General features: G+C 46.2%; 13 protein-coding genes. 2 read left to right on the top strand and 11 right to left on the bottom strand.

The genetic code is table 11. The annotated features are described in order from the left end of the window. Nucleotides 1–10: 10 nt before the first annotated feature. The 11 genes from QUA50_RS03050 to QUA50_RS03000 all read right to left on the bottom strand — a co-directional run bounded on the left by QUA50_RS03050 (nt 11) and on the right by QUA50_RS03000 (nt 14,999). The gene (locus QUA50_RS03050) at nt 11–1,243 is read right to left on the bottom strand and encodes an SGNH/GDSL hydrolase family protein (RefSeq protein ID WP_333259116.1); all 1,233 of its coding nucleotides are present in this window, start codon (nt 1,241–1,243) and stop codon (nt 11–13) included. Nucleotides 1,244–1,247: 4 nt separating this feature from the next. Beyond that, on the bottom strand, nt 1,248–1,412 hold the full coding sequence (locus QUA50_RS03045; RefSeq protein ID WP_190657062.1) for a DUF5989 family protein: 165 nt from the start codon (nt 1,410–1,412) through the stop codon (nt 1,248–1,250). Continuing rightward, nucleotides 1,413–1,820, bottom strand: coding sequence for an SxtJ family membrane protein (locus QUA50_RS03040; protein ID WP_333259119.1), 408 nt, complete (start codon nt 1,818–1,820; stop codon nt 1,413–1,415). It abuts the gene before it with no gap. Between the two features lie 217 nt (nt 1,821–2,037). After that, on the bottom strand, nt 2,038–4,014 hold the full coding sequence (locus tag QUA50_RS03035; protein WP_333259122.1) for a carbamoyltransferase: 1,977 nt from the start codon (nt 4,012–4,014) through the stop codon (nt 2,038–2,040). 169 nt (nt 4,015–4,183) lie between these two features. Then, a complete protein-coding gene (locus QUA50_RS03030) occupies nt 4,184–4,669 on the bottom strand; it encodes a hypothetical protein (RefSeq protein WP_333259125.1) in 486 nt (161 codons plus the stop codon). 362 nt (nt 4,670–5,031) lie between these two features. Next, nucleotides 5,032–5,952, bottom strand: a complete 921-nt coding sequence (locus QUA50_RS03025) for an NAD(+) kinase (RefSeq protein WP_333259128.1) — start codon at nt 5,950–5,952, stop codon at nt 5,032–5,034. A 403-nt stretch (nt 5,953–6,355) separates the two neighbouring features. Further along, nucleotides 6,356–8,092, bottom strand: coding sequence for a hypothetical protein (locus QUA50_RS03020; RefSeq protein WP_333259131.1), 1,737 nt, complete (start codon nt 8,090–8,092; stop codon nt 6,356–6,358). A gap of 85 nt (nt 8,093–8,177) precedes the next feature. Beyond that, nucleotides 8,178–12,074 carry a cobaltochelatase subunit CobN gene (cobN, locus tag QUA50_RS03015; RefSeq protein ID WP_333259134.1) on the bottom strand — a complete coding sequence of 1,299 codons (3,897 nt, stop codon included), beginning with the start codon at nt 12,072–12,074 and terminating at the stop codon, nt 8,178–8,180. A gap of 306 nt (nt 12,075–12,380) precedes the next feature. After that, the gene (locus tag QUA50_RS03010; RefSeq protein ID WP_333259137.1) at nt 12,381–13,241 is read right to left on the bottom strand and encodes an EamA family transporter; all 861 of its coding nucleotides are present in this window, start codon (nt 13,239–13,241) and stop codon (nt 12,381–12,383) included. Beyond that, a complete protein-coding gene (locus QUA50_RS03005; protein WP_333259460.1) occupies nt 13,238–13,975 on the bottom strand; it encodes an ABC transporter ATP-binding protein in 738 nt (245 codons plus the stop codon). The genes QUA50_RS03010 and QUA50_RS03005 overlap by 4 nt, the downstream gene beginning before the upstream one ends. A 211-nt stretch (nt 13,976–14,186) precedes the next feature. Further along, entirely contained in the window at nt 14,187–14,999 is an 813-nt protein-coding gene (locus tag QUA50_RS03000; protein ID WP_333259140.1) for an ABC transporter ATP-binding protein, read from the bottom strand. 202 nt (nt 15,000–15,201) lie between these two features. Here QUA50_RS03000 and QUA50_RS02995 point away from each other — a divergent pair, with 202 nt between their 5' ends. Both QUA50_RS02995 and QUA50_RS02990 read left to right on the top strand, forming a co-directional pair. Next, nucleotides 15,202–15,975, top strand: a complete 774-nt coding sequence (locus tag QUA50_RS02995) for a Uma2 family endonuclease (RefSeq protein ID WP_333259143.1) — start codon at nt 15,202–15,204, stop codon at nt 15,973–15,975. A gap of 72 nt (nt 15,976–16,047) precedes the next feature. Beyond that, nucleotides 16,048–17,916: a tetratricopeptide repeat protein gene (locus QUA50_RS02990; RefSeq protein WP_333259146.1), complete on the top strand. Its 1,869-nt coding sequence runs from the start codon at nt 16,048–16,050 to the stop codon at nt 17,914–17,916. The last annotated feature ends 392 nt before the right edge of the window (nt 17,917–18,308 follow it).

The raw sequence follows: 18,308 nt of genomic DNA, 5'->3' as shown, positions 1-18,308 counted from the left end.
ATTTGACTGATTACGGTTGTTTGTTGGGGACTTGAGACTGCTTCAATGTTTCGCACAAATTTCGGTTAATCAGGATACTAGCCAGCCGGTGTCCTAGTTCATTCCAGTGACCTCCACAGGGTACAGAATTATCAAAACCGTGGGCGCAGACTTGATATTTTTCAGTATAACCTTGAAACTGTTCGGATAAATTCAGTACCCGAAAACCCTCGCGCGCGCCCAATTTTTCCAGCCGCCTATCGGGATAAAACAAATCCTGAATGCTGTTCTTTCTCATAAAATTTTTTCGCCTCTCGGCCTCCGGTCGAACTTGCATCGGATCGCCGATCGTCACAACTAAGAAATCAGCATTTTTCTGCACAACTTCATTCCGCATCGTTACAATCAAACCCTCTGTCACCCTCCAAGCCTCTTCCCAAGCTGCATTCTGAGGTTCCTTGAGGTTTAGGGTACTTAAAGTGGTAAAATGCCCTGATAACTCCCGCTTTTTCCGATCTAAGTCTACCTTTTTAATGACTTGCAAAATGCGCGAATTGTTGACGATAAAACTGGGCATTCGGTCTACAAAGGAAACTGCTCTTTCGTTGCGGTCGATCGGCGCCAGATTGCGAAAAGACATATCCGGTACTAACTTGCCGCTAGCATCGTAAGCAAAAAATGGTCGGTAGCGATCGTATTCCAATTGCGGCGAATTGTTAATTATATCATTACCAATAAAAAATGCAAGAACTACAATATCAGGATTGTAGTCCCACACTTTTTCTCGCAGCATTATCAATTCTTGAGCAGTACCGTAACCCTGCACCCCGAAATTCATTACCTCAACATTTTTGCGTCCCTTAACAGCTTCGCAGTTGCCTAACTTTCTTTCTAATTTCGACCAGAAAGTTTGTTCTACAGGTACGTGAATTGCTTCGGTGAAAGAATCGCCTAAAACCGCAACGCGCAAAGTATTTGGAGGTTTGGCTTTTGTGTGTTCGCGATCGCGCAAACCCTCGCTATTCACCTGCACCAAACTCGCACCTTCCTCATTCCACTCCCCCGACGCACCAGGTTTCAGCTTCCAGCCCAAATTCGGATCGGAAGTGTGAAAACGAGTTGGCGCCGAGTCTACGAAATCTCCTATTTTTGGATAGCCTTCAATCCTCGCCACCCGCAATCCACTTTCACCAATTACCACCCCCATCAATAAACCGCCGAGTGTCAAACCCAAATTGACACCCAAATTTTTCAACTTGCTCATTATTTCAAAACAGCGTGTAAATAAATGGAGCAATCACAGAACCCTGACTCAATACAATCAAAGCTCCCAAAAAGACTAAAGTCACAATGAGCGGCAACAGCCAATACTTTTGGCGTTCTTTCATAAACGCCCACAAATCTTTGAGAAAGTCTAAAGTTGCTTCAAACACTTAAAAAGGACGCTCCATACTAACTTTTGTTCTTGCTTTACTCGGTACGCGGTAAGTATCCATTTTCGGATTGAGTTTTCGCCGCATGGCATCTTCGCCCAACAAGTTTTTAATAACTCCCATCGGCCAAACTATCAAGTAAAAAACTATCCCTAGGACGATCGGCGTTTCGATTTTGTTAAGAATAATTCCAAAGCGCATCCACGCGTGATAAACGGGATTCAGGGATTTCGGCGCCACCAATGCTAGCAGCACCATCACTCCGCAGATTGCCCAAGGCCACCAAGGTAGAGAATGCCGCCGCAGTAAAGGTACTGCTAAACCGAACAGCACTCCAATTAAGCCGCCAATTAGCAGCCCGAAATCGCGCAGGCCTTTTTTGTCGAGTTTTTTAATTTCGTCGCTCATTTGTTAGTTGACTGTTGTCAGTTGACAGTTGGTTAAGGAACTTTTCTCGATCGTTCCGAGATTCCGACAGGGGTTTTTAACCCCTGTCTCATAGCTAAAGTCCTCTCAAAGAGGACTAAAATTTATCGTAATTTCGATTCTAATTAACAGTCGGTTTTAACGACTGTCTTCTATGAGGCAGGGGTTTAAACCCCTGCCGGATTGGCGGGCTACGGGTTTAATCTAGTTCAAATTCATTTTTCCAAGCATCATCTTGTTTCCAAGGAATTTGTTCGGACTTGGGAAGCAAGTAATTTTCCAAAACCAGATAGTCCATTTCGGTTCGCATGAAACAGCGGTAAGCATCCTCTGGAGTGCAAACAATAGGTTCGCCTCGGACGTTGAAAGAAGTATTTACCACAATAGAACAGCCCGATCGCTCTTCAAAATGGCTGATTAAGTCATAGTAGCGAGGATTGGTTTCTTTGTGAACAGTTTGGATGCGAGCCGAGTAATCGACGTGGGTGACAGCCGGAATTTCCGATCGCGGAATGTTGAGCTTTTCAATGCCAAACAACTGCTCTTGTTCGGGAGTCATCGGAATGCGGAGACTGGCTTTGACAGGTGCTACCAATAGCATATAAGGGCTAGAATGGTCAATCTCGAAATAATCCGCAACTCGCTCGGCTAAGATTGACGGCGCAAAAGGTCGAAAAGATTCCCGATATTTAATTTTCAGGTTCATCACGGACTGCATTTTAGCACTGCGGGGATCGCCCACGATCGATCGACCGCCCAAAGCCCGCGGCCCAAATTCCATCCGCCCCTGGAACCATCCCACCACATTTCCCTGTTCCAAAATTTCCGCCAACTGCGGCATTAATTCGGCATCGTCCAATCGGTGATAGCTGGCTTTGACAGCATCCAAATATTCGAGAATTTCTGCGTCAGTAAACCTCGGCCCCAAATAAGAGCCCCTCATTTTGTCGTGACAAGTTAAATGAGCAACAGACTTCGCCACAGTTGCCACCGCTTGGTTTGCAGTGAGAACTTCAGTCCTCTCCTCAACCGCTGAGTTTGCAGCGATCAGTTCAGTTTTGAGGGATTCTATACTATTTGCTGTCGAGTTGGCGCTCACAGTGCGAGTTTGTTCGCAATACTGATACCAAATCGCCAAAGCCGCGCCCAAAGCACCGCCCGCATCTCCAGCCGCCGGCTGAATCCAAATATCTTTGAAAATACCTTCGCGCAAGAGTCTGCCGTTAGCAACGCAGTTGAGAGCAACGCCGCCAGCCATACAAAGATAATCGACATCCAATTCTTTTTTAACTGTTCTGCAAAGCCGCAAAACAACTTCTTCGGTAACAACTTGAATGGAAGCGGCAATATCCATTTCCCGCTGAGTCAATTTTCCTTCAGCTTGACGCGGCGGCCCTTCAAACAGTTCGTCAAACTTCTTGTTTGTCATGGTTAAGCCAACAGTATAGTTGAAATAATCCATGTTCAAACGGAAAGTTCCGTCATCTTTGAGGTCAATTAAATAGTTGAGAATTTTGTCTACATATTTGGGTTCGCCGTAAGGTGCTAAACCCATGAGTTTGTATTCGCCAGAGTTGACTTTGAAGCCGGTGTAATAGGTGAAAGCTGAATAAAGCAAACCCAAAGAGTGGGGAAAATCGATTTCCCACTGAGGTGTAAGTTCGTTCCCGTCTCCCAACCAAACTGAGGTTGTTGCCCACTCGCCCACGCCGTCGAGGCACAAAACGGCTGCTTTTTGAAACGGGCTGGGGAAAAATGCCGATGCTGCGTGGGATTGGTGGTGTTCGGTAAATAGCAGAGGTGGCAGTTTATTGGTTTTGCAGTTTGCTATTGCTGCCAAATCTCTTTTGAGCATGGTTTTGAGGTAAAGCTTTTCTTTGAGCCATATCGGCATGGCTGCTAGGAAAGAGCGAAAACCTTGGGGTGCGTAGGCTAAATAGGTTTCGAGAAGGCGCTCGAATTTGACTAAAGGTTTGTCGTAAAAAACTATTCGATCGACTTCCCGCAAATCTATGTTCGCTTCTTTCAAGCAATAAGCGATCGCATTCTTAGGGAATCTGGCGTCATGCTTTTTGCGGGAAAATCTTTCTTCCTGCGCTGCTGCTATAATTTCTCCGTCGCGAATTAAGGCTGCGGCGCTGTCGTGATAGTACGCCGAGATTCCAAGTATGTTCATCGCTCTCCTCACAAATCGCAATGCGTTTGCTTTTGACTATTTAGAATAGCTAACGATTATAGCTGCTTCAGTGCTGATTGGGAATTTAATTTTGCGATCTCCTCTAATTTTACCTCGATCGATGTCGGTGGGCAGCCCTCGGACGATCGGCTGTTTGAGAGCATTTAAGCTAGCGCCGGCCAATCCTGCGCCCCCAAGCTCTGAAGTAAGTGAGCACGGGGAATTGATAAAATTCACCTACCAACCACAGCACGATGCCTAAATGGGACAAAAAAGCTAAGCCCGTCCAAGCTAGGGGCAGCCACGACAACCTGCTGCCGGGAACCGGGGGAAAATAGTAAGCTGAAAGTCCCAGCAAGGCAGTGGGAAGGAAAATTAGACCAATAGCTGCTGCCCAGTAGGGCCATCCGAATTCTACGCCTTCGAGGTGGGCTCCTATCCACTGTTTGCCGTTCCAGTGCCAAGTTACGGGCGGTTGGCGATCGGCCATTTGCAGGGATTGTCTTTCAACGCTTGCGGTATAAATGTGCTGGCAGAAGTTGCAAGCTAGGGCGTCCATCAGCGGCATGGTAGAAATTTGACCGGTGCGGCACACGGGACAGGGATATGTATCTTGAGGGTTGAAAGGTCGGGTTGATTTTTTGAAACTCTGCATGGATCAGGCTGTTTGTCAAGATATTGAGCGATCTTAACAGAGTACAGAAATTGTGCGTTGGCTGAGGGCGGTTTTTGTATCTAGATTGTTAGTGATTTAATATCATGTCCGGTCAATCATCGTGATTCTTGTAGGGGCGGGTTCACCGTGATATTCACACAAATCCCAAATCCAATAAACCCGCCCCGACCGAATATTATGGTCGATCGACCGGACATGATTTAACAGGTTTTTTCACGCCTGCTCGCCCCTACAGGTTAATGCGGCTTGATATTAGACCTCTTCAATAATTATTATTGTGGAACAGGCATCCTGCCTGTTCAAGACTGGCAATTCTTGCGATGTCTATTGAATGATGCGGATTAATTGCGGTGATTGTTGCTGTACCGAATTCTGGCTCCTGCCCAGTGAAGTTTTTCCCTCAAAGTGTTGTAATAAGAATAGTTTTCCCGCAAAATGATAAACTTGGCTTCGCAGTCCGCCCTCCGCACGTCTACGCGCTGTCCCGGCCAAATGGCAGTACCTAAAATGCCGTCAGTCCAGAGTTTGGTACTGAGTTCGTAATCTGCTAAAGGCCAAATGCTGACGACTGAACCGGGCGGGAGGACGATCGCCCGACTGGATAAACTCAAAGGGCAAATCGGAGTAACTGCGATCGCCTCCATTCCCGAGTGCATAATCGGCCCGTTGGCAGATGCAGTGTAGCAAGTCGAACCGGTGGGAGTTGCCACAATTAAACCGTCGCCTTGATATTGATCGACTACTTCGCCGTCAACTTCCATTTCTAGAATACAGCTCGGCATTCGATCGGCTGAAGCAGGTTTGACACACATTTCATTGAGTGCCAAAAATCGATCGCTTTGGGGTTCGAGATTGGTTCTGTTTCCCTCAAAAACTGTTGCCTGCAACATCATCCGCGTCTGCACAGCATACCTGTCTTCCGCAAGTCTGTCCCAAATCTCCTCAGTCTTTTGGAAATCCTCAAAAGACTCGGTTAAAAAACCCAGATGTCCCCCCACATTCGCTGCCAAAATCGGGATGCCATCAGCCGCCAAATTCCGCGCCGCAGCTAGGGCAGTACCGTCGCCGCCCAGAACTACCGCTAAATCAATTGGGGTATTACTAGAAGCTAAAAACACCGGATACGGGTTATCTTTCGGGCCACTGGGCCCCATTAAAACCTGACACCCGCGACTTTCTAATTGGCGGGCACATTGTTCTGCCCACCTCTGGCTGAGGGTATCTCTGGCTTTGTGGGCGATAATTACTTGTTTTAGTTGCACAACCTATCGATTTTAGATTTTAGATTTTAGATTTTAGATTTTTAGATTTTAGACTGAATTGCCGCGACCGGGACGATCGCAGTCCACATCGATTTGAGATTTTCGATTTGGGATTTTAGATGATTAGATTTTAGACTGAATTGCCGCGACCGGGACGATCGCACTGTAGTCGGAAAAATATTATTCCGATGCCACAGGGCATCTCCCCTCCATCGATTTTAGATTTGAGATTTTGGATTTTTGATTGTTAGATTATTAGACTTTAGACTGAATCGCCGACTCTCCCTCTGGTTTATAGCAGTTGCAAAAAGTAATCGAATTTTTGGAAAGCTCGCCTCCATTATCTCATCTTTAATTCCCAATTCTTGAATCTAAAATCTAAAATCTAAAATCTAAAATCGTATTACCCGTCGCTGCGGCTGGATTTGGGCCGCGGCCAGATAATGCTGGAATCGGCCGCGAGTAGGCTAGAAACTGCGCTGGCCCCAAAGCGGTTGAGGTGGCTGGGGTCAACAAAATAGTCATTGCGACCAGGCCACCGCTGCGAAAAGTCGCGGAAAGCGAAGCCTTTTTGCCGCGAGAGTTGCTGCATTCGCTGCCGAAACTGCTGTTCTGCCCGCAGGCGAGTTCCGTCTAGGTAGTCGTCGGTGAGGGGCAAATTGACGAAAATTAGAGGAATTTTGCGAGCTTTAGTAAATGCTACAACTGAATTAAAGGCTGCTGCTTGTTTGCCTCCGAGGTTGAAGTTTTCGTAGTCGCGATCGTATTGGCCTGAAACGTAAGCGCGTTGTCGATAATAAGTGTTGGGATTGTACTTGCCCGACATCGCCATGAATCCGTTGGAGTCGATCGAATCTGCCAATTGGTTGAGTTGTCTGATGGCTACTGTTGTGCGTCGCGAGACTGGAATCAATTCTGCTTTTTGGGTTGCTGCATCTGCTGCGATCGGTTTTAACTCATATCTTGCAGCATTCTCAGCAACGGGCAAGATGCCCGTTCCACTAGAGAGGGTTTTGATTGTGGGGAGTAGGGGTTGAGTGTCAGCAACGGGCAAGATGCCCGTTCCACTAGAGAGGGTTTTGATTGGGGGGAGTAGGGGTTGGGTATCAGCAACGGGCAAGATGCCGGTTCCACTAGAGAGGGTTTTGATTGTGGGGAGTAGGGGTTGGGTATCTTGCCCGCCCCTGAAAGGTCGATCTACAGAGGTAAATGCTTTGCGGAAATTGTTGTTAGCGCAAGGCTGCGGGAATCTGTAACACGCCGGAATCACGTTGGGCTCATCGGATGGCAGTTGGGGGCGAATGCCTGCTGCTAAAAGTTGGCTGCCTTCAGAATCGACGATCGAATTAAAAGTGCGATCGTCCCGGCCGCTGTTAAATGCCCGCACGCCGTCTGCCCAGATAATCATTTGAGGCAAATGACCGGGCTTCAAAAGCCGCCGCAGTTGAAAGTCAACTACTTGTGCAGTTGCGCCGTTGACTGAAAAGTTAAATACTTTTAAGCCCGGGCGGCCTCTTTGGGCCAAAGATTGTTTTAGCTGTTTGGGATCGACACCCTGCAATGCGCGGGAACTGCCGACAATCAAAACATCTGGTGGGCCGACTGTGGCAACGTAGGATAGGTAAAGTTCGAGTTGTTCGTTGAGTAAATCGCTGCTGAAGCTGACTCTACTGGCTTGCGATCGGGTTGCGCTAGCTTGCTGCTGGGAATAAACCAGGTTTCTCATGTACTCCACCACTTTTTTCTCCGCAAATGCCCGTCTGGGACTGCCGGGGGGAACCGCTTGCATCCAGGCGACGGCCTGCACCCACAGGGCGGCTACTTCGTCCCAGTCTTGTTTTGAATTGGCTGATTGAGCCAAATTAGAAGCTTGGGTGGCAAAGTTAATTGACTCCGTGAAGGCGTCGTTTTGCGCGCAAGAGGGAAGGCTGAGGGATTTTCTGGTTTTGTTGCGGTTTTGAGCTAACAGAGATGTTGGTGCCTGCGCTAGGACGGCGGATTCGTCGATCGAACCCGATGGCGCTGCGGTGTTGGGCGGCTTCGTTGACGAACATCCCAAAGTTACGGCTAATACAGCGGCTGCGGCGCAGGTACGTTTGAGGATGCTGGTGCTGATGCTAGCAATGTAGCGGCGAATCATAAAGCTTTCAGCGATCGCGAAACATTACTAGATATTACCGCAAGCGGCCATTAGTCTGCTGCCGCGATGGTGACGTTTTGAGTATTTATGTATGGGATTCGAGGACTGCTTCGGCTTGCAGGGCGATCGACCTCAATTTATCCAATGTATCCTGGTTCGCACTCTGCCACAACCCCCGCTGACGAGCTTCTAGCAATCTTTCCGCCATATCTCGCAGTGCCCAAGGATTGTTTTCTTGAATAAATGCCTGCACTTTCTCATCAAAAATGTAAGCCTCTGCGATTCCTTCATACATAAAATCCTCTACACAATTTGCCGTAGCATCGTAAGCAAACAAAAAATCAACAGTTGCTGCAATTTCAAACGCACCTTTATAACCGTGGCGCATCGCACCTTCTATCCATTTGGGATTCACAGCCCTGCTGCGATAAACCCGCGCAATTTCTTCCCGCAGTTGCCGCACTTTCGGATTTTCTGGAATTGAGTTATCTCCGAAATAGGTTTCAGGATTTTTGCCTTGCAAATTGCGAATTGCAGCGGTCATTCCCCCTTGGAATTGATAATAATCATCCGAGTCGAGGATGTCGTGTTCGCGGTTGTCTTGGTTTTGCAGAACTATTTGCATTTGGCCGAGGCGTTTTTCAAATGCTTCGGGTGCAGAACATCCCCATTCACTCTGTTTAACTCCTGCTAAATCTCCCGGCAAATTTGAGGAACTAGAGGAGGTATAGGCGTAACTGCTCCAATTAATGTAAGCTTTTGCTAAATCGCTGTCGTCTGTCCAGTTTTGAGCTTCAATTATGCCTTGAAGTCCAGCGCCGTAAGCACCTGGTTTTGAGCCAAAGACTCGAAATTGCGATCGCCCTTGCGCCTCTTCCTGACTCAAACCTGTAGATTCCCAATACAGAATCTCTTCCTTAACTTGTGCTGCTAAAGGGTTATTTTCTGCCGATTCGTCTAAATCTGCCACAGCTTTTACCGCACTGTCAAACAAATCAATTAAATTAAAAAAAGCATCGCGGAAAAAGCCAGAAATTCGCAAAGTAACATCAACGCGCGGTCGTCCCAAAACAGAAACTGGCAAGATTTCAAAATCTACAACCCGGCGCGAAGGGCCATCCCAAACTGGTTGAACTCCTATCAGCGCCAAGGCTTCGGCGATGTCGTCTCCCCCCGTCCGCATGGTGGATGTTCCCCACACTGACAAACCCAAAGTTTTCGGATATTCGCCGTTTTCTTGGGTGTATCTTTCGATTAAAGTTTCAGCAGCAACTCTGCCAACTCTCCATGCGGTTTCTGTGGGAATGGCGCGGATATCTACTGAGTAAAAATTGCGACCGGTGGGCAATACATCTGGTCTGCCGCGAGTGGGCGCGCCGGATGCGCCGCTGGGTATGTGCCGCCCATCTAGTCCGCGCAAAAGGTTGGTAATTTCTTGGTTTGTTTGGAGGAGTGATGGTAAAAGATAGTTGTTTATCCAGTTTAATTCTTGTTGGGTTGCTTCTCCTATTTCTGGATTGGAAACCGCAGATAAATGTGGAGAAACGCGGATGTTTTCGATTAAGTTATCTACTAATTCAGCGGCTTTTTGTTCGAGTTCTGCTGTTAAATCGCCTGCTGTGCGGTGCTGAATTATCGAGGTTGGATCGCAGGTTAAGGGGTCGAAATCGTAGCCTGAGTCTTCTGCTAGGGCGCGGGTTATGCCCGATCGCGCGTTGGTGGGATGGCGGGCGATCGCAATTATCAAATCTCTCAACTGTCTGCCTTCGGGACACTGACCGAAAATGTGCAATCCGTCGCGAATTTGGGATTCTTTGAGTTCGCAAAGATAGCCGTCTGTGCGGGTGATAAATTCTGTAAATTCCGATTTATTTAGTTGGATTCCTAAGTCTTTATCTAAGTTTTCTTTGTTGGTGAGGGCGAGAATGCGATCGCGAATCATGGGCAATCTGGACGGATCTAAGCTTTGGGCTTCGCAATACTCGTCGATTAAGGTTTCCAACTGCTGCAAAGGCCCGTAGAGTTCGGCGCGAGTCATCGGCGGTGTCAGGTGGTCGATAATCACAGCTTGCGATCGTCTTTTTGCTTGGGAACCTTCCCCCGGATCGTTGACAATGAAGGGATAAAAATTCGGCAGCGCGCCTAATGCTACTTCTGGATAACATTTGTTAGACAATGCTACACTTTTACCGGGAAGCCATTCTAAATTGCCGTGTTTTCCGGCATGAATTATAGCGTCAATTCCCAACTTTTCTCGCAGCCAGTAATAGTAAGCTAGATAATTGTGAGTAGGTTCTAAATCCGGTGCGTGATAATTTAATGCGGGGTCAATTTCATATCCCCGCGATGGTTGAATTCCTACAAATACATTCCCAAACTGAATCCCCGGAATCGGAAAAGACGTTTTGTTACTGATAAAATCATGTGTACAGCTTCCCGGAAGCCCCCATCTTTTACAAATCCCATCCTGTACTTGCTGTGGCAAACTAGCAAAATATTCTTCATATTCTGCCAAATCCAATGATTGATGAACAGGCCGCAATTCGCGTCCTTCCGGGTCATTTGTCACGCCAGAAGTTAACAGTTCAATTAACTCGTTGCCGCTAGCGGGGATGTTTTCAATTTGATAGCCAGCTTGCTGCATAGCTTTGAGGATTTCGACACAGCTAGCGGGCGTATCTAAGCCGACGCCGTTGGCTAAGCGGGCGTTGCGGGTGGGGTAATTTGCGAGAATTATGGCGATGCGTCTGTTGGCGGCTGGGGTTTGTTTGAGTCGCACCCAATTTGCGGTTAAATCTGCTACAAATGAAATGCGATCGCCCGCTGCTACATAGCCTACTACATCTGTTTCTAATTCGCTGTTCCAAGTCTGTACCGCTTTAAAAGAAACAGCCCTAGTAATGATTTTTCCGTCTACTTCTGGCAATGCTACATTCATCGCCACATCGCGGGGCGAAAGTCCCTGTAATTCAGTTTCCCACAGTTCCAAACCGCCGCCGCTGAAGATTGCTTGCAATACGGGAACGTCTAAGGATTTTAAGCTGTTTTGTTCCGGTTCTTGACTGCTGAAACCGGAGACAGCAAAACTTGTGGTGTTGATGAGTAATTGAATTGGTTCGGAGTCTTTTGGTTGGAAATATTCCAGCAATTCTACTTGCAAATCTGGTTCCCGTAAAGAAGATACAAACACGGGAATCGGTACTAAGTTTCGCTCTGCTAGAGCTTGACAAAGTGCATCAATTGGTGCTAAGTTTCCTGATAAATAATGAGCGCGATAAAATAAAATTCCGACTTTAGCTAGAGTTGGTAAATTTAATAAATTATCTGGTAACTTATTTTGTATTGTGGAGCAGGCATCATTTTGTATTGTGGAGCAGGCATCTTGCCTGCTATCTTGTAAGGGCAGGCAAGATGCCTGCCCCACAAGATTTGTCCATTCGTAAATTCCGACGCGGGAAACTGTTTGAGGTAGCGGTGAATTATAAGCAGTTTTCAGGCAAGTATCGGCGGCAAATTTGAGTGCGTTAACAAAGTTTTGGACTCCGCCTTCTGTAAAGTAGCGCCACAGTTGATTTACTGCTGATAGCGATACATTGGAATGGCTGATTAAATCTGGATCTGGACTGTCTTCTCCCGGCATTACAATCAGTGATGCGTTAGTTTTCTGCACCGTATCTCGCAGAATTTCTAACCCGTAAGACCAATAAGAACGCCCTCCTAACAGTCTTAAGATTATGACCTCTGCGCGTTCTAAAACTTCCTCGGCATAAGTATCAATTGTTAGCTGTTGCTGCAACTGAAGCAGGTTGACTGCGCGTACTTTGGGGAATTCTGCCGGCATTTTGGAGGCGGCGGCTGCGAGTGTTTGAATGTCGGTGTCAGCAGCACTAATAAATACTATTGGTGCGGGGGTTTGCTGAATAAAAATTACTCCTTCTGCTTGAGGGTTCCAACCTCCTGGCGTGGCGGCTATTTTGTGCATTAATTTTTTTTATTTTAATAAATAGTGAGAGAAAGTGCGATCGCCTTTACTATAGCATGACTTATACATAGGAATGAGAATTAAATAACTTCCACAAGTTTGTGGGATGGGCGTCCCGCCCGTCTTTTAAAGACGGGCGGGACGCCCATCCCACAATAACAATTAAAATTGTAAGTTATTTAATTCGCGATCCATAAATAAAGCTAGGGGGTGTTTCCCACCCAGACATCCCCGCCCAACCGAGAGAGGGCGCACCGCCCCTACATTCGGGGGGAGAATGAGCGTCAAAGTCCCGGAAATCTCAACCTATAAACTGATAAATAAAACTCCCAAAATCATGATTCCGGCTCCTAATAATCTTTGTTGAATATCTTTTTCCTTAAAAATGAAATGACCGAACAATACACCCATTAACACGCTAGTACGCTTAATCGCAATCACTTGCACTACCAAAGTTAATGTCAAAGCTTGCATTTGAAAAAGCACTGCAATAGCATTGAAAAACCCCATAGCAGCTAGCATTGGTAATTGTTTGATAATTTTTTGCCATGGATTTGGGGTTTTGTGCAATAAAACTGGCAGTAGCAAGACACTCATTGTACCAAACAAAGAGAAGATCCAAAAAATAGGGTATGAATTTTTCACTCCTATTTTGTCAAAATTTGAGGTGATACTCCAGAGAAATGCGACGATTAACATCAATTTTGGCCCTGGTTCGTCCAGCAGTGCTTTGAATGGGGCTAAATATCCTTTAGATTTCTCTTTTATATTTAATAAATAAGAGCCTGCTACGATTAGTAAAATGCCAATATAATCAAAAAGTTTTGGATATTCACCGACAATTAACGGTGAAGTTACCAACATGAATAATGGTGTCAAAGCTACCAGCGGTAGTGTCAGGGATAAATCTGATAGTTTGATGGCTTTGATGTAGAGGAGGGCTGTGATAGCGTTGATGCTACCTCCGATTAATAGGGCGAGCCAAAATTGAGAATTTAATGGCGGAATTCCTGTATAAAATACCCAGGGAATCAAACAGATGACTGAAAAAAATGAGAGAGACCAAGCTACAACATATTCGTCACTTTTTTTGAGGTTTTGTTTGCCAAAAACGTCTTTGACGGCTTCAAAGAAAGCGGTCAAAATTCCAAAAATTAACCAAGTCAACCTAAATATGCGCTCCTGACTCGCTCGTCGTTTAGCAAATCCGTTCCAATACCTGTGAGGGTAATATTACCAGCTTCTAGCACGTAACCCCGATCGGCAATTTGCAGTGCTAAATTGGCGTTTTGTTCGACTAAGAGGATTGTAACGCCTGTGGAACGGAGGTTTTGAATAATTGCGAAAATCTCTTTGACGATCGCAGGTGCTAAGCCTAAACTAGGCTCGTCTAATAATAGCAGTTTCGGGCGCGACATCAGCGCGCGGGCGATCGCCAGCATTTGCTGTTCCCCGCCGCTGAGGGTTCCTGCTAGCTGGCGGCGTCTTTCTGCTAAGCGCGGAAATATCTCAAATTGGCGCTCTAAATCGGCTTTTACTGCCGCCGAGTCCGATCGAATATAGGCCCCCAATTCTAAGTTAGCCAACACCGTTTGCTGCGCCAAAACCCGCCGCCCTTCTGGACTGTGGGCGATTCCCAATTTCACGACTTCGTGAGGGAGGCGACGGCTAATGTCGCGCCCGCTATAAATAATTTGTCCTTGTCGCAGATTAACTATTTTGGAAATAGCCCTGAGTGTGGTACTTTTGCCCGCACCGTTGGCGCCGATGAGACTGACAATCTCGCCTGCATTGATAATTAAATTGATATTTTGTAAAGCTTTAATTCCGCCGTAATTCACACAAATATTATTCAGTTCTAAGAGGATATTTTGAGAGGTTTTGGGTTGGCTATCGTGCATTTTTTTGACTTTGAGTTTGAGGTACATTGCGATTTACTGTTGGGTGGGGCGGGTTTATGAGATTGTTTATTTTAGGCAATTATTGTCGGTGAACCCGCCCCTACAGAATGTGTAATAAGGGTGCAATATGTGATTTTTTAATATTATTCTTAGTCCGCGTAGGCGGACATTGTTTGTGTAAACGCGATTTCCAATCGCCTGGTTTCCTTAGTTATTTTTCATCTCCCAAATAAGCCTCAATAACCGCCTGGTTATTCCTGACAACAGCAGGTTCTCCCAAAGCAATAAGCTGACCGAAATGCAAGACGGCAATGCGATCGCACAATCCCATAACCAGCGGTACGTGATGCTCGATCAATATTACAGTTAAATTGAATTGTTGGCGCACTTCTCGGATAAATTCGCTTAATTTATGCTTTTCATTGGGATTCATCCCCGCAGCCGGTTCATCTAACAAGAGTATTTGCGGTTCTAGGGCTAAAGCGCGGGCAATTTCTAAGCGCCTCTGGTCGCCGTATGGCAAGTTTTTGGCTTGTTCGCCCGCGCGATCGCCCAATCCGACTAAATCCAACAATTCTAAGGCTTTCCGCTGGGTTTTGCGTTCCATTGCGTTAGACGCTGGCAAGCCGAAAATCCCCGCCAGCACCGATAAAACTGGATTGCCCGATCGACTGTGGATGTGTCGGGCGATCGCCACATTTTCCACAGCAGAAAGTTCCCCAAACAACCGAATATTTTGAAATGTTCTGGCCATACCTTTATTAGCAATTTGATAAGGTCGCAGTTTAGAAATATTTTCATTTTGATAAATCAGAGTGCCGCTAGAGGCAGGTATCAGTCCAGTCATTACATTAAATAGAGTAGTCTTGCCAGCGCCGTTAGGGCCGATCAATCCAAAAATCTCGTGTTTTTGAACTGTGAAAGATACGTCGTTTACAGCAATTAAACCGCCAAAGCGGCGAGTTAATCCTTGTGCTTCTAAGATGGAATTGCTTTTTGAGATGGTAACAGTTTCTGAAATCACAAAAAACTCGATAAAATCTGCAATCTAATTATGCCTCACATTTGTATTTTAATAAATAGCCTCCCGTTTGAAAATCATTTACTGATTACCAATTATCCATGATTAATTACTAGGCATCTAGCTGATTCAACGGAAAACCGCTATAATATTACAATTGCCATGCCGCCTCAATCTCCTCAAGCCGTCTCGCCTGGGTAATCTTATGACGATGTACGTACCGGATTCGCAGCCTTCGCAAACAAAAGTCCTCCCTACGATGTACGATCTACCCAGTGAAGACCCGGAGGAACCCGGTTTGCCTGACGAATTTCACGAGTTTCAACCCGAACTGCTGCGTTTAACCTGCCGCCCCGCCAACCATCCACCAGAACAAATATTTATAGCGACAGACCTCAATCTCTACTACGATTCTAGCCATCTCAATTGGTACAAAAGACCTGATTGGTTTCTCGTATTGGGGGTGCCGAGATTTTATCGAGGTGACGAATTGCGCCTCAGCTACGTGATGTGGCAAGAAAATGTCAGTCCTTTGGTAGTAGTAGAACTGCTGTCACCTGGAACTGAAGAGGATGATTTAGGAATCACAGAAGAAGCACGAAATAAACCCCCTACTAAGTGGCGAGTTTACCAACAGATTTTGCAGATTCCTTACTACTTTGTTTTCAGTCGGTACAACAATCAACTGAGAGTATTTAGTTTGGTTGGCAATCGTTACCGCGAACAAGTTTTAACCGAACCCCGATTCTGGATACCGGAATTAGAATTAGGTATAGGTTTGTGGGAAGGTTGTTATCAAGGTTGTTCGAGATTGTGGCTGCGTTGGTACGATGCCAGTGGCGATTGGGTTCTGACTCCAGAGGAGTTTGAAAGGCAGCGAGCTGAATTAGAAAGTCAGCGGGCTGAATTAGAAAGTCAGCGAGCAAATCGATTAGCCGATCGCCTCAGATCGATGGGCATTAATCCAGAGGAGCTGTAAAATTAAATAGCAGCATGAAATGGTGCAAGCTGCAAGCGCTGTCCATAAAAACTTATTAACTAAAAATAAATTATGCCAGACTCTACCTCACTGCGCGATCGCTACCTAGCACTAATCGACAAAATTGTCGAAATCACCCTCAAAGGTCAAATTCGCTCCAAAGAACAAGTTTATCAAATGCTGGTGCAAGACATTAGCACCGGTACCGGTGAAATCTTTGAACGCTGTTTCGGCGAACGCCTCGATGCCACCGAAAATCAGCTCAGAAATGAAAAAGACGAAATCAAACAAGCAAAGGCAAATCGCAGCCTCAGAGCTCTCAAAACCATCCAAGGAGAATGGGAACGCTGGCAGAAAGATAACCGCGTCGATCGCGAAATTGCGTCCTCTATTCAACAAATAGTTAGTGCCGAATCTAACGCTCGCCTCCTGGCATTATTGCAAGTAATCGATCCGAATAAAGAACATCCGCTGACTCTCGCTCAATTGCAGCAATTGGCTAAATCTCTGCACCAACAAATGCTGCAAACTTCTAATCCCGAAACCGAACAAGATTTGCAGCAAATAACCGCCGGCATCGCCAAAGGTTTAGAATCTTGGCAGCGGTTGGAACCGGAACTTGTGGGCTGGATTTATCAGCCGCAGCAGCTAGGATTTGCCGGTAGTCCCGAACAAAACGGGCCTTGGGCTTTTTGGGCAAAAAAAGTTAACAGTCCCTTTACCCAGGCTCTTTTGAATACTATTGCGCTAGGTGAATCTGTAGTTCAATTCGCAGCCCAGCAATCGAATTTAGATTTAGGCACAGTGGTGGAAGTGGCGATTATTTTGCAGTGCTTGCAGCGGGCGCTGGCGACATGGTTTGACAAGCAAGTTTACGATTCCAAAGTGTCAACAAAAGCTTCAATTTCTACTTACATTACTTTTGCGGTAATTTGGAGTCAGCTAGCTAGTGGGTTTAATAATTCGACCAAGAGCGGCGAACAGTTGGCAAATGGTTGTTTTCAAGTAACTTTGCAAATTTTGCGCGCTTTTTCTCAGCGAGAATACTTTCCGCTTTACGGAGGAATTTTTGCTTCGTTTGATGGTAAAGCCCTGCGGCATACTTTGGATTATTTAGACGAACCGCTGCGGCGAGTTGAAGGCACTCAAGCAAAAGCTCGGATTCTGACGCTTTTGGGTTATTCGATGCAGGCGGCTGGGGCCTACGAGCGATCGATCTTGCTGCACAAACAAGCGCTGGAAATTGCCCGTACCGAAGGAGACAAAGCTTGCGAAGTTGCCAATCTCAATCACATCAGCCGCAACTATGTTGCTCAAAAAAATTATCAGGAAGCGATTAATTACAGCCAGCGGGCTTTAATTATGGCCAGACAAACGGGAGAAAGGCAAGGCGAGGCAAATGCCCTGGCTAATTTGGGTTACAGCGAAGTGTTTCAAGCGCGGCAGTTGGAGGAGGTGGAACCGGAGGTTTACGAGAGTGCGATCGGTTATTTGGAACAAGGTTTGTTGCTATCGGAAAAATTGGGAGACAGGCAGAGTCAAGCTTTTTGTTCCAGCAGTCTCGGTATTGCTAAAATTGCCCTGGAAAATGCTGAAGGTGCGATCGAATATTTGCTCAAAGGTTGGCAAGCGGCTCAATTTTCAGGGGATTTATATTTGCAAGGTCTGAATTTGGCTTACTTGGCTCAAGCTTATTACAGAATCAACTCACTAGAAAAAGCGATATTTGCAGGCAGTTTGGGAATGTATACTTTGGAGCAAATTGGTGCTATGGAGTGGCGTCAATCGGCTGGTTTGCTAACAATTTTGCGGGGTCAAATGGGGGCGGAATCTTTTAAACAAGCTTTGGCGAAAAGTCGAGCGAATATCATTCCGGCGATCGGTGTTGATGGCTACGATTACATCCCGGAGTTGCTGGAAAAATACCAGCAATCTATTTAATATTATGTCCGATCGATTAACCATAATATCCCGGCGGGGCGGGTTTTTGAGATTGTCAATTATTGGCAGATATTGTTGTTGAACCCGCCCCTACCTGATTTCGGGCGAAGCGAAGCGGAGGGAATCGACCGGACATGATATAACTCTTTGTTGTGGAACAGGCCGGAAAGCCTCTTGCTGACAGAGGTTTAATGTGTAAGTTCTAACTCGCCGAAAATCACCATTATCAATTAGTATTTCATGGGCGGGATCTCCTGCCCAACCCCTGCTCCCCACAAGAAAATTGAATTTTTGTGGAACAGGCATCTTGCCTGTATTGAATTTTTGTGGAACAGGCATCTTGCCTGTATTGAATTTTTGTGGAACAGGCATCTTGCCTGTATTGAATTTTT

This window comes from Microcoleus sp. M2_D5 (genome assembly GCF_036701935.1).
Classification (GTDB): domain Bacteria; phylum Cyanobacteriota; class Cyanobacteriia; order Cyanobacteriales; family Microcoleaceae; genus Microcoleus.
The sequence above is the reverse complement of the archived record's forward strand: the minus strand, read 5'-3'. Positions and strand labels throughout refer to the sequence as shown.

Bases quoted from the DNA above. Each gene is read 5' to 3' on its own strand.
- QUA50_RS03050 (WP_333259116.1), bottom strand. From the start codon at position 1,243: ATGAGCAAGTTGAAAAATTTGGGTGTCAATTTGGGTTTGACACTCGGC.
- QUA50_RS03040 (WP_333259119.1), bottom strand. From the start codon at position 1,820: ATGAGCGACGAAATTAAAAAACTCGACAAAAAAGGCCTGCGCGATTTC.
- QUA50_RS03035 (WP_333259122.1), bottom strand. From the start codon at position 4,014: ATGAACATACTTGGAATCTCGGCGTACTATCACGACAGCGCCGCAGCC.
- QUA50_RS03030 (WP_333259125.1), bottom strand. From the start codon at position 4,669: ATGCAGAGTTTCAAAAAATCAACCCGACCTTTCAACCCTCAAGATACA.
- QUA50_RS03020 (WP_333259131.1), bottom strand. From the start codon at position 8,092: ATGATTCGCCGCTACATTGCTAGCATCAGCACCAGCATCCTCAAACGT.
- cobN (WP_333259134.1), bottom strand. From the start codon at position 12,074: ATGCACAAAATAGCCGCCACGCCAGGAGGTTGGAACCCTCAAGCAGAA.
- QUA50_RS03005 (WP_333259460.1), bottom strand. From the start codon at position 13,975: ATGCACGATAGCCAACCCAAAACCTCTCAAAATATCCTCTTAGAACTG.
- QUA50_RS02995 (WP_333259143.1), top strand. From the start codon at position 15,202: ATGACGATGTACGTACCGGATTCGCAGCCTTCGCAAACAAAAGTCCTC.
- QUA50_RS02990 (WP_333259146.1), top strand. From the start codon at position 16,048: ATGCCAGACTCTACCTCACTGCGCGATCGCTACCTAGCACTAATCGAC.